Source organism: Brumimicrobium sp., assembly GCA_023957385.1.
Taxonomy (GTDB): domain Bacteria; phylum Bacteroidota; class Bacteroidia; order Flavobacteriales_D; family Crocinitomicaceae; genus Brumimicrobium.
Map to the genome: position 1 here is coordinate 92,054 of JAMLGZ010000002.1, position 12,843 is coordinate 104,896.

Here is a 12,843-nt window from a genome sequence, read left to right on the forward strand (position 1 = left end):
TTATTAATAGTGGCATTTAGAACACTCCCAACCACCTAATTCTCTTACAGTCACTTTATCATCTTTTAAGTAATCCTCATATAATTTTGGATCATTTTCAAGTAAACGCTTATGAATTTCATCATAATATCCACCCTTTCCTTCAAGAGGACCTTGAGAGATTTCTTTTTTATCGTGACATTCAATACACCATCCCATAGTTAAGGTTGGTTTTGTTAATTGTACGTTTCCTTCAATTTTATTTAATTCTTCTACAGGAACGATACGCGCTGTTTCATTTTGCTTAGTCATATCACCATGACATTGCTTACAGTCTATACCACCTACTGTTACGTGTTGTTGGTGACTAAAGAATACGTGGTCTGGAAGAACGTGTACCTTATTCCAAACAATGTTTTTAGTTTCTCCGCTATAAGTGCCTCCACCTTCTGGGTTAAATCCAGCTGATTCATAAATTTTCTGAATTTTAGCCACCTGTGCGTCTGTTCCTGTAATTTGTTTGTGACAGTTCATACACACGTTGGTTGTTGGAATTCCTGCAGTTCTTGACTTGTCTGCTGAATTATGACAGTATTTACAATCAATTTTATCTAATCCCGCATGAATATCGTGTGGAAATGCAATTGGTTGAGTCGGTTGGTATGCCTCGTAAACTCCAATTCCATATAAACCTAGGAATCCCCATGTGATTAGAGCAAGTGTCACAACTGCACCACCCAATAAAAGTCCTTTACGATTTTTGAAAACCCATGCTTTTGAACCAAAAGTAATTTTTTCTTCACCGTCTGTTTCTTCCAAATCTCTTCTTAGCGCTCCAGCGGAGAAAATAATGATTAAAAACACACCAGCTAAGATATACCATACCCAGTTTGTGCTTCTAGTAACAACTACTTCTCCGGCACCTTCTCCACCAGCCGCAGGCCCACCAGCACCAGGTACAGGTTGTGCATCTACATAATCAAAGATAGCATCAATATCTTCATCGGTTAATTCCGGGAATTTATTCATGGTAGATGGAGACCAATCTGCTACTGATTTCGCATAAGGATCGGTTGCAACAGCTTCTTGCCAGTTTCTTACCCAAGTGTGTAAAGACCCTGCTTTTGCCCCTCCTGCTTCCCATTTCTGACGAACGTTAAATAGTTTCGGTCCAGTCATATCTTTATGAGGAGTGTGACAAGTAGCACATTTTGCATCAAAAATTTCTTGTCCGCTGTCTTGCGCTCTAACAGAATAAGATGCTACAAAAAACAGCATCCCAAATAACGCAATTATTACTTTATTTACCTTGTTAAACATCTGATTCTTAGATATTATAATTTATAATTTCAAGTTTTTTAGAGTGTTAATTCACAATAATTTGGAAGCAAAATTAAAAGAATATCGATATCTTCTGACAGTTTTATGACAAATATGAGACCCTCTTGTTTAATTTAGAATCATTCTAAATATAAAGCATTGAAAGCCTTTATTAAAGGAGTATTTTATCCTAAATAATAAAATTAGTGATTTTAATTCGAAGTGCATCGAGAATAGAATATAGATTGCAATGTCAGACCTCGATAAGTTGTCAACCCTCGATACCCTTCGGCATGCTCAGGACATGCATTTTTTCTTCAAAAAAACACTCGGTCTGACAACGTATCGAGGGCTGACAATCTAATTAATAGGTGTAATTATTAATCTTACTCCTGTCGTATGTTTTTGATAGGAATTTGAAAACCGAGACCTCCTGAACCCATGAATTGGTCAAATGGGCGAGCATGCCACGGGTCTGGTTGATGTGTATAATCCATTTCTAAGAAGAAGTAAAAAAACTTGTACACATGAAAATTCAAACCCGCTTTAACACTAAAAGTTGAATTAACTACCATTTCAGTTGGACGTTCATGTGTATTCAATAGGGAAATTCCTATTTGTACGCCTACATAAGGATCAAATCTTTTTACAGGAAAATAACGCATAAATCCCCATGTAATGCGCGTTTCATTTTTCACATACGAAGGCTTTGTTTGCGAGTTGATGTATTGATAACAATCTCCGCGAAAACTGTATTTATCATGGAAATAATAGTTGGCATAACCTCCTAAATAAATGTTCAAGCCTTTTGTATTTAACTGCTGTGAAGGATAGATAGTGGCTGTTGCCTGAATTAATCCTTTTCGTTGTCCATCAGCTAAAATTTGAGCTGAGACCATAGTTGAAATCAGCACCGTGATTACAACCATTGTTATTTTCTTTTGGAGTTCCATAGGTCAACGATTTTATAGTTAAACGATAAGGTAGTTAGTAAATGCCCTTCAAGGGAACCACCTTTGTGTGTCTCAAAATGAACCTCTCCATCTTCAATGTGTGAATGAACATCAGTTCCAAGATGTATCATGTATTGACTGGATAGGGAAATATCCAAACGTGGAGTTAGATTAAAATGCACTCCCAATCCAGCTTGCACAGCACTACTCCAGCGTTTCACGCCATTATCTCTGTTGGCAATCTCATAGTGATCTGTCATGTCAAAACAGTGACCTGCAATGATATAGGGTTGAACCAAAGGCGCAGGATTCTTTAAAACATAGAACATGATACTCCATCCAATGTGTAAATCGTTACGTCTTGTGTATTCATTCGTTGCAGGCAAATAATCCATAAACCATTCAGAGTTTAAGCGATTGGCAAACTGCAATCTGAATTGACCTCCTGCTCCAATAGCAGGTTTTTCTGAAGCTCCATTAAAGGAACTCAAGGTTGACCGTACTCCCACGGAGAATAATCCCCCTCTTTCTCCCTTCAGTTTTAATCCTGAATTTTCGGTTGTAGCTTCTTGCGAGAAGACTAAAAACGAGGAGAGAACAATAATAGTTGTTACCAGCGTTTTCATCAGTTTAGATTTTAAATTTCACAAATTTTAACGGTTTAAAAATTCGTTTATTGTTATGCTTTGAATTCATAGAAATAAAAATGCCCTCCAAAGAGGGCGTAAATGTATATTTTAGAATTCTTAAATAAAATTTTAACTAAGAATTTCTTAGTTACTCATTTAATAAAGTCGGTAGCTTAATACCCACCACTTAATTCTAATTTTCCTTGTTCGGTCACAAAATCCATGCACCAAGCGGGTTCCCAGACTAATTCAATATCTACTTCCATCCCAGGGAAACAACGTCCACATGTTTCACGAATATCTTGCATGATTGTATCACCCATTGGACAACCGCGAGAAGTTAGTGTTAAATCGATATGTACTTTAGGGAAAGGTTCTTTGGTTAACTCTAATCCATAAATTAATCCAAGATCCACGATGTTTACAAATAATTCAGGGTCGATAACGGCTCTTAATTCTTCGTAAATAGCCATGTCATTTAATTTGTCTATTTCTTCCTGTGTCATAACTCTTTTCTTTTGTGTGTGGCTACTTCCAACACGTTAATAAAAAATAGAACAGCTCCGATGAGTAGAGAAGCCACTCCGATATAAAAAATGAGGGTTTCCATCGTTACCAAACTGATAGCTAAGATAAGAAATCCTATAATATGAAAATAAAAATGTGCCTTTAAAATTTTGGGATCATACAAATCTTTTGGAAGTAAGGTTTTTACTTTTCCTACGTATGCTTTATAGACTTTTAACCAAATAATAAAAGGTAATGTCTTATAAAACATTCCTAAAATTAATGTGCTGATAAACCCAATCAAAAGAATCACGATGTAGAACACAGAAAGATTGAATTTACTATTGAATTCAACTAAGAAGAGAATTGCTACCGGAATAGCAAGTAATAAAGGTATATAGGAAGCCATGGATTTTTTCAAATCATAAGCAAGATTCTTTCGCATACGCTGTTTATATACATTATAGATAAAATAAGCATACGATAATAGTCCACCTGCCACAAAGCCATACCCTATTTCTAAAAGATAGAAAGTGCTCCAGATTTTTCCTGTAATTCCTAATAAAATCCCAAATACCAATAAATAATAGGCAATGTATAAAGGCTTTTTACTTTCCTTGTGCACGAGTAAGAACATTGGGATTAAAACGCTTGAAACTCCAATAATTAGGAAAATAAACCAACCAAATATTCCGATATGTGCATGCACTTTAAGTAACTCTAAGTGATTAAAACGAAGATAAGGGTGGAGGAAGTTGATAGCCAGTAATAAACCTATTAGAGTGGTGATGAGTAACCACACAGCACTGGTTCTAACAAAGAGTTTAGCCACAGGGTTTTCCGTAGATTTTCCAATGGTTCCCCAAATATTAATCACAAAAAGGATGACTGCAATATTAACGAGTGTACCAAAAAGAGTTAGACCCCCGCCATCAATGCCAAAATAAAAAGAAGCTGATAAACCAAGTACTCCTGCTAGTAAAAAATAGAATACTGCTTTCCCAATTTTCTCTGAATATAGCGATTGCAGGAAGATTACAGGTAATAATTGAAATAAGGCGCCGATTATTACAGAAGTCATAAAGCCAAGTACAAGCAAGTGTGTTACTACCAACATATCTGGATTAAAGAAAGGTTTGTGTAGTATAGAACTTGCATGAAAAAGGAGAAATAGTAATGCAGCCACCCAGCTACTAGCAGAGAGTATAAAGAAAGGTACAACTACTTTTGTGGAGGGAGCGTTTCTAGTTCCTTGGTACATCTTATTTTTTTATAAAAATCATCACATTCCCTTCTTCGATATAATCAATATATACCTTCAGTTTTTTAGGTTGTAGTTCAGGTAGTAGGTGTTGCGGAATCTTTTTATGAAACACTTTAATTGCTTGGTTGTCTTGCAGATTCTCTACCGCTTCCAATACGGCAATCATGGGACCAGGCATTTCTAGCATGCGCACGTCAAGAGTTATAATTTCACCGGGGAAATCTGCCAGTAATTTTTCGTACTCTTCGGTACTCACTTTTTGGTAGAGTTCCTCTGGATTGGCATTCGAACTTGCTTCAACTTTCTCACCTGCTTTGAAATAAGTATGATAAACGCCTTCGTCATCAATGATAGTAAGCGTTTTATACCCTTTCTTTTCTTGCAAATGGATTAAAGGAATGGGTTCAAAATTGATAATTACTTCCAACAATTGATTATCAGATAGTTTTTTCAATTCATTTTGAAGTAGAAGTAGAGGATCTTCGTTGCGATCTAGGTAGGGACGAACATCGATGGCAACAACTTCCATCTTTCCAATAAATACAGCCTGTTCTGCAGAAGTATCTATGGTAGTTTCGACTGTATTGTTAGCGGCATAATCAACCTCAAATCCGATTTCGGCTAATTTTTCCAACATCAATTCAGGAGTAACTTTGCCAATTTTAGCAGCCTCACGCACATTAACACGAGGAGCAAGCACTCTTCTTAATATGGGATTTCTTAATTTAGTAAAATGATGATTTAGTGAGGCAATTACTTCAATTGCCTCACTATTTTCTTTAATTATTTTTGAAATCTTCGTATTCCCGTCTATCTTCATATCTTTTGTTTTATCCTTCTACCACCTGTTTTTCCATCTCAATTGCCTTGTGGAATAAGATGTTATTTTCTAAGTGAATATGTTGGAATAAATCTTTTTCAAATTCATCTAGCTTTTTATACATAGTGCTATACGTATTGCAAGCATCTTCTGGTATTTTAAAGCCATTACTTAATTCATTGATTCTTTTCATGTGTTGACCGGCACTATCGTGTTCTTCCAAGTGATGTTGAATTGGTTTATCGATAGAACCAAATCCAGGAACTGGTAACTTTTCATTATTGTTACGAGCATGAACTAGTTTTTTCACATAAGGAAATAAATATTTCTCTTCAGCTGCCATGTGATCGGTTAATTCTTGTGCCAATTTTGCCCAATGCTCTGCTATTTCAACTACTTCTGGATGATGTGCCCCGTGAACGTTAGCTACTTTTTGTGTAAATTCATTCAACATAGGTATAGAATTTCTTACATACGTGTGGTGATTATGAATAATATAATCAGATAAGAAATCTAATTCCCAGTTATTGAAAGTATTTTGTCTTTGATCAGAATTTGAATCTAATGCATCTAAATCCTGTTTTACAGTTTCATAATTTAGGTTTTGTTTATCACAAACGGCTTGTAAACTAACATTTCCGTTACAGCAAAAATCAATACCGTATTTACGAAATACTTCAGCCCTTCTGTAGTCATCCGCAACCATATCTCCAACAGTTGGTTCGGTTTGAGCAGGTAAGTGACGTGTAATTTGAACTTCCCAAATGAGAGGACCCTTTTCTAGATATTCCCAGTCAAAAGTTTCACCATGGATAGCTTTAAAATGGTGATATAATGGAATAGGATCGTGGTCATTATGCAAAATGAAATATTCTCCATCTTTTAAGCTATCAAAGCGAGAAAAAATAATTTCATGTTTGAGAGCATGTGGTTGTATGGCTGTTGCATCTAGTAAAACATCTTGAGTTTCCATGTGATTTATTTTTATTTAGAACAAATCTACATAAGATTATTTTTAAATAAAAGAGTTTTGAATCTTTTTCTGCGAGAATGTCACATAAGTATGGAAGTTGACAAGTTATTTTTTTCCTAAAATCTCGTAAAGTTTGGCATCTAATGCTGTAATTTGAATTTCAACACCATCCTTATTCCATATTTGAACACGGATTTGATCATGTTTTGTTCTTAGGTAGGGAACTAAAAAGGTGGCATTGATTTGGTGATTTATAGTATCATTTTGAAAGTTGAAGTGTCCCTCTTCCATGCCTCTCCAATTGTATCCTTTTCCTTTATACTCTGCGATGAAATTTGGAATCACACCTTGTAAGTGGGTATAGCTATCTCTATACGATTGTATCGTTATTTTTCTTTCAAATATACATAAAATCAGGAACAAAAAATACCCATCCCCATTTTTTTGAAAATGAAGCCAATAAAGCTAAAATAAAGAAAATTGATGATACAATGAAGTTGAACGAAGCCTGAGTAATAATTGAGCTTGAGATGGTTTTAGGAGCTATGGGCATGGTATTCTCTCGAATAATATTTCGATGATGAAAAAGCGTTTTTAATTGCTTTTTTGGGCTCTGAAAAGAATAAACCCCATTCATTCATATCGTTTATTTTTACAATATGTTACCGATAAGACATACCTATCCCGTTACGGTTTTGTCCCGTTTTAAAAAAAAAACTATCTTGAGTCAAAGAGCGTTTCACTAAATATACTGTCACGAAGGCGCCCTTTCTATCGGCTTTCGAATGACCATGTGCCCCTTCTTACACTTCGGGCATAGCAAAGGATCTTGCTGTTTGATTTCTCGATATACCTCATAGGCATTTAAGCCTTCATACTTCGGAAAGAAACGTTCACTTTTGTTTATGGTGGCACATAACTCTACGTTTTCTTTTAGATGTCGCAAAGCTAAAAAACCAATGTACCTTACCTTGCAAAGACCTGAAGGCAGAATGTGCTGTAAAAATCGTCGGACAAATTCTGATTCATCCAATGTCATTACACTTTTAAGTCCTGCTTTCTTGTAGTTTTTGTAATAAAAAGTGACTTTCCCATTTTTATGACTGATAATTCGTTGATTGGAAATCGCAACTCGATGTGTGTAATTGCCAAGATATTTGATGATGTTATCAGGAGTAGTAAAAGGTTTTTCACTGTAAACAACCCACTTTTTCTGATAACAAGTATCTTTAATTTGCTTAAAATTTTGAATATCATCCGGCAGCTTTAATTTGCCGATAGCATACTCTTTTTCTAACGTTTTCATCAATAGTCCTCGAAAAATAGCACTTAAAACTTTCACTGGCAGAAAGAACTTTTTATGGGATGGCACCCATTCAAAGCCGTCTTCTGTTAAACCTCCCGAGGGAACAATCATGTGAATGTGTGGGTGGTAGGACATAGTTTGTCCCCAGGTGTGTAGCACTGCTACGCCTCCCATTTTAGCACCAAGATACTCGTTGTTTTCTCCGCATTGCATAAGTGCTTGACTGGCAGCCTTAAACAAACTATCATAAGCAATGCGCTGATTGATGTAAAACAACTTGTTGAGTGATTCTGGAATGGTAAAAACCAAATGAAAATGCTTCACTTCTGGTAAATTGCTTTTCAGTTTATCCACCCACTGTATTTTTCGTGTCATTTGACACTTCGGGCAATGTCTGTCTCTACATGAGTTGTAGGCGTTTCTGTAATGATGACAGTGATTGCACTCTGCAACATGTCCTCCTAGTTTTACTGTTCGACAAGCTAAAATAGCCTGAAATGCTTTTTCTTGAAAAGGATGCAAGTCATTCAGATTCAGTCCTTTGTTGAGTACTTCACTAAAAATATCGGACAACTCTACTTTTTGTCGTTTATTTTGCTTTGTTTTCATAAGCGAAGATCATCAAAAGGTGAGACAATGTTTTTTAAGCTAGCATTTGAAAGATGCAGGTAAATCGAAGTAGTTCGGATAGAACTATGCCCCATAAAAGATTGAATAATCTTTAGGTTAATTCCTTTGTCCAAGAGATGGGTAGCAAAACTATGTCGTAGCAAATGAGGGGTTACTCTTCTTTTGATGCCCGCTCTTTGTGCAGCATCATGAATTACTTTATCAAAAGTTCGGACACTCATCTTCTTCCCTGGATGCCCATTTGGTTCAAACAAGTAAACTTTTGGTCTAAAACACTTGTAATAATAGCGTAATTCCTCTAGGGTTTGCTTTGAAAGAATCGTTCTTCGGTCTTTCTTTCCTTTACCTTGACGCACGATAATAAAACCGTTTTCTGAGTCAATGTCCTTCGGTTTTAACTGCAATAATTCCATTTTGCGCAATCCTGCCGTGTACATGGTCATAATCATCACCCGATGTTTGATGTTTTGAGTACGCTCAATCATCAATTTAATTTCTTCCAAGGAAAGAATTTCGGGTAGTTCTCGCGGCAATCTAGGACGTTTTATTGCAATGGGTTCCCATTCTTTTTTTAACACATCTTCGGTGTAGATCTTAAACGCACTAATCTTTTGATTGATATAAGATGGTGAAACTTTTTTTGACTTTACTAAATGATGCAAGTATTGTTTCAAATCCTCGCTGGTCAGTTTATCCAAGGTCTTGTTTGCATACGACTCGAAGACCTGCATAGTCTCACAGTAGCTTCTCACAGAGCAATCGCTGTAATTGCGAATCTCCATTTCTCGTTTTAACAGCGCTATGGCTGGGGAAAATTTATTCTCCATAACTTTTTGATTTTTAAAATGAAATCTAAAAGTTATGGAATGTTTTGGGAATTACCGACTTGGTCGGTTTAGTTCAACTGGAGCATAACTCCATTGAGCTTTCACTATGTATAAGATATCGGGATAATAATAATCAGAGAGATCTAAATGGAAATCTGGAGAATATAGATGAAGACTATCTAAATAACCATCTTCAATTTCTGAGTGCCATTCATAGAGTTGTTTTAACTCCAGATTTTCAAAGGGTATACTTTCATATTCAATTCTAGACTTTTCAAGTAAAGCTAATTGTTTCTCTGTGGGACTTGTTGTTTGACCAAAGATGGAAAAATAGTAAGGTTTCGTCATAGATGAGTCTGATAAAATTCCTTTCGTCATCTGCCAAGTTTGGAACATATTAAGGAATATGAATAAACTACATATACCAAAAAATAGACGTTTCCAACGGATATTAGAAAGAAGAGCTCCTAAAGCAATAGCAAACATGGGATAGCTATCAACCATTGCACGTTGTGAGAAACTTTCAGCATACCACCAAGTCGTCCATGTACTCACAACATACAAAAAGAGCACAAATGAGATACTTATTATTTTGCCATTCTCATATTTCCGATATAATTGAACAAATCCTAATAAACCTAGTAGACTAAGAGGAGTATATAGTAGCCAACCTCTTTTAAAACTCAATAGAAACTGTTTAGTATGTGGTTGTAACCAATCAAAACCTTCTCCTGGATTATTCGCATAAGAATTCACAAAGAAATGTCCTGTTAAACTATACCAGAAGATTAGTTGTATCCCAATAATTAATAGAAAACTGATAAATACTGTGGCTAATACTTCCTTCTTTTGAAGAAAGAATTTGATTTTATTCCAGAAAGAGCCATATTGCTTGATACCCCAGAATACGGGTATACATCCAAACAATAAATCGGGTATACGAATTAATCCAAGTATTCCAAGGGATACTCCTAGATAAATCCCATTTCTAATTGTCGGATTTTTATGAAATTTATTTGTGGCTAGCAGTAATAACCCTACAAATAGGAAAGATAAATTATGCGTGAATGTGCTAGGAAGGATTGATAGAGCATAAAGATTTGTTCCAAAGAAAACAAGAGGAACAATCCATGTTACAATTTTATCTTCGAAAAAGAGAAGAAGCACTTTTCTTAGAACAAAGAGACTTATAACAGTATAAAACAAACAGCCCACCCAAAATGCAGTGGTATAAGGGAGCGAATAACCATCCATAGGATAACCTAAAAAGTTAGCAAATAGATGAGCAATTAGAAAGAAAGGAATAAATAGTAAGGCTAAACCACTTGTGTATTTGGAATAGACAAAATCACCGGCATGATTAAACTGATATAATGTTGATGAGAAATTATAAGTTTGATTTAACTGTTCAAAATATTCATAGCTTAAATAGAAAGTTTTCTCAATAAATAGAGAGGGTAGATAGCAATACTGACCAAAAATGTCCCAAGAAATATAATTTACAACTCCTCTATTTATAAAAATTAGTATAAAGATTAAAGCTGTTAATAAAGTGCTGTTTCTCGAGTTAATGTATTGTTTCATTAATGTATTGTCCTATTTTAGGAGATGAATATATAAATAGTTTCTCTAATATTATTGGAATCGGTTCCAACTTTAATAAAATACCTTTAAATTAGTCCCGTCTTTTAATTCATATATTGATGCGGAATCGCTTAGTTATTTTATCATTATTTTTAGTAATTCTTACTAATAGCACTGCACAGCGACACACTTTTAAAGATACAGTCCCAGCAATTATTGAATGTAATTATTTTGCCCCAAGGTTCTCTATTGGCAGTATGACTTTACGAGATGAGAATTTATCCCCTCTTTTTTATGATGGTGTAAATTTGAATTTTGGAGTTGGATATGAATGGTATAAACCGAAATGGTATCATGATGTTTTTGTAGGCTTAGATTATGGAGCTTTGAGAGCTAAACTTCCCAAAAGTTTTATGCCCACCAATAAGGATATGACTCATGTTGTGGGATTTCAATTATCGACGACACATTTATGGAGGACTCCTTGGTTACGTAGTGAGAAATGGGTGATAGAAACTGGAGGTGCTTTTAAAACCGCTCCTTATGTGAAGATAAATCCCTCCTTATTTAATAATACTGTTAGTTTCCAATATTTTATGAATATTATGGGAGCTACCAAAATATCTTATGACTTAAGTCGTACAGCATCTTCGTATAAAACAACCAAAAAAGGAAAAGAGAAATTTAAGGGAGCTGTTCAGCGTAAATTGAATCTACAGGTTGATTATGGGTTATTAAATCTTGGATATTTACCTGGATTTACGAATGTGTATATGTCAGAATATGGAGATGAAATGAAAACATTAACTAGTATGTTTAAAGAATATTATTTCACTTTAAATAGTTGGCGTTTTGATTTTAAATTAGAATTTCTTCATTTGTTCTCAACTGGGAATGGCCACCGAATTGCTCTTGTAACATCTGTAATTCATACACCGGGACGATATCGTCCTCTTGATTTTGGTGCAACATTCCTTCAGTACACTATGATGATTAATCAAAAGAAATAGCCATGAAAAGAATCATTATAATTTTTGCTTTAATTATTGGTTTGACTGGGTGTCAAAAATTATTCTTTAAGAAAAATAATGCATCCGTTGATCCCCAAGAAAATTTTGAATATCTATGGCAAGAGCTCAAAGATAAATACAGTTATTTCCAAGTTAAGAATATCAATTGGGAAGCGGTACATACTCAGTATCAAAATCAGATTCATCCAGGAATGTCTGAAAGTGAGTTGTTCGAAGTTTTAAAGAAAATGCTCTTCGAATTAAAGGATGATCATAGTAACCTAGTTAGTGCTTTTGATGTATCGGTATATAATATATATGCGCAATATCCCAAAAATTTTAACGATCATTTAATCTATCAGTTATTTCCAAATATACACCGAACTGGTCCCTTCGCTCATAGTTGGATTACTGGAAAAAATATTGCTTATGTACGTTATGGTAGTTTTATGAGTATGTTTAGCGAAGAGCAATTAGATTATGTATTAGACATGTATAAGAGCTCTCAAGGATTGATTTTTGATATTCGTGAGAATGGAGGTGGAGTGCTGTTGAATGTGCCAAGTATTTTATCGCGCTTTACGGAACAAGAACTTTTAATTGGCTACTCGAAAACTAAAATAGGTCCGGAAGTGGATGATTTTGGAGATTTAGAGCCTTTCAACATTAAACCTTCAGAAAGAATAAAATATACAAAACCAATTGTTGTATTAATCGATAGAGGATCTTATAGTGCTTCTACTTTCTTTGCAGCAGCTACAAAAGCCTTTAACAATATCACATTAGTTGGAGTGCCAACAGGAGGTGGTGCAGGCTTGCCACATGGAGGACAACTTCCAAATGGTTGGACTTTCCGTTTCAGTATTTCTCAGTTTTTATATCCAAATATGGATGCTTCAGCTGAATTTGGAGTTCAGCCTGATGTTCCATGGGCTTTTGATTGGACGGATATGACAAAAGATGTAATAATCGATAAGGCGGTAGAAATTCTAGAATAAGAAATACCTTTTTTACGGTATTGTTTAGAAACATTCTAAATAG

At 35.1% G+C, this 12,843-nt stretch carries 14 protein-coding genes; 2 read left to right on the forward strand and 12 right to left on the reverse strand.

Annotation, left to right across the window (positions count from 1 at the left end):
• Positions 1-3: 3 nt before the first annotated feature.
• The 12 genes from M9897_11750 to M9897_11805 form a co-directional block, all read right to left on the reverse strand.
• Entirely contained in the window at positions 4-1,299 is a 1,296-nt protein-coding gene (locus M9897_11750; protein ID MCO5269554.1) for a c-type cytochrome, read from the reverse strand.
• A 386-nt stretch (positions 1,300-1,685) separates the two neighbouring features.
• Positions 1,686-2,252, reverse strand: a complete 567-nt coding sequence (locus M9897_11755; protein MCO5269555.1) for a hypothetical protein — start codon at positions 2,250-2,252, stop codon at positions 1,686-1,688.
• Positions 2,231-2,878, reverse strand: a complete 648-nt coding sequence (locus M9897_11760; GenBank protein MCO5269556.1) for a hypothetical protein — start codon at positions 2,876-2,878, stop codon at positions 2,231-2,233. The genes M9897_11755 and M9897_11760 overlap by 22 nt, the downstream gene beginning before the upstream one ends.
• Positions 2,879-3,054: 176 nt before the next feature.
• Positions 3,055-3,387 (reverse strand): metal-sulfur cluster assembly factor, encoded by a 333-nt coding sequence (locus tag M9897_11765; GenBank protein ID MCO5269557.1) that lies wholly within the window; start codon positions 3,385-3,387, stop codon positions 3,055-3,057.
• Complete coding sequence (locus tag M9897_11770) at positions 3,384-4,649, reverse strand: hypothetical protein (protein MCO5269558.1); 1,266 nt, start codon at positions 4,647-4,649, stop codon at positions 3,384-3,386. The genes M9897_11765 and M9897_11770 overlap by 4 nt, the downstream gene beginning before the upstream one ends.
• 1 nt (position 4,650) lies before the next feature.
• Positions 4,651-5,472, reverse strand: a complete 822-nt coding sequence (locus M9897_11775) for a DUF1858 domain-containing protein (GenBank protein ID MCO5269559.1) — start codon at positions 5,470-5,472, stop codon at positions 4,651-4,653.
• Positions 5,473-5,482: 10 nt separating this feature from the next.
• Positions 5,483-6,445 (reverse strand): iron-sulfur cluster repair di-iron protein, encoded by a 963-nt coding sequence (gene ric, locus M9897_11780; GenBank protein ID MCO5269560.1) that lies wholly within the window; start codon positions 6,443-6,445, stop codon positions 5,483-5,485.
• Positions 6,446-6,550: 105 nt separating this feature from the next.
• Entirely contained in the window at positions 6,551-6,790 is a 240-nt protein-coding gene (locus M9897_11785; protein MCO5269561.1) for a hypothetical protein, read from the reverse strand.
• A 52-nt stretch (positions 6,791-6,842) separates the two neighbouring features.
• Positions 6,843-7,082, reverse strand: coding sequence for a hypothetical protein (locus tag M9897_11790; GenBank protein MCO5269562.1), 240 nt, complete (start codon positions 7,080-7,082; stop codon positions 6,843-6,845).
• Positions 7,083-7,199: 117 nt separating this feature from the next.
• Positions 7,200-8,360 (reverse strand): IS91 family transposase, encoded by a 1,161-nt coding sequence (locus M9897_11795; protein ID MCO5269563.1) that lies wholly within the window; start codon positions 8,358-8,360, stop codon positions 7,200-7,202.
• The gene (locus tag M9897_11800) at positions 8,357-9,208 is read right to left on the reverse strand and encodes a site-specific integrase (GenBank protein MCO5269564.1); all 852 of its coding nucleotides are present in this window, start codon (positions 9,206-9,208) and stop codon (positions 8,357-8,359) included. Before M9897_11800 ends, M9897_11795 begins: the two co-directional genes overlap by 4 nt.
• 51 nt (positions 9,209-9,259) lie before the next feature.
• Positions 9,260-10,792, reverse strand: coding sequence for a hypothetical protein (locus M9897_11805; GenBank protein MCO5269565.1), 1,533 nt, complete (start codon positions 10,790-10,792; stop codon positions 9,260-9,262).
• A gap of 119 nt (positions 10,793-10,911) precedes the next feature.
• Here M9897_11805 and M9897_11810 point away from each other — a divergent pair, with 119 nt between their 5' ends.
• Positions 10,912-11,802 carry a hypothetical protein gene (locus M9897_11810; protein MCO5269566.1) on the forward strand — a complete coding sequence of 297 codons (891 nt, stop codon included), beginning with the start codon at positions 10,912-10,914 and terminating at the stop codon, positions 11,800-11,802.
• 2 nt (positions 11,803-11,804) lie between these two features.
• On the forward strand, positions 11,805-12,800 hold the full coding sequence (locus tag M9897_11815) for a S41 family peptidase (protein MCO5269567.1): 996 nt from the start codon (positions 11,805-11,807) through the stop codon (positions 12,798-12,800).
• Positions 12,801-12,843: the final 43 nt, after the last annotated feature.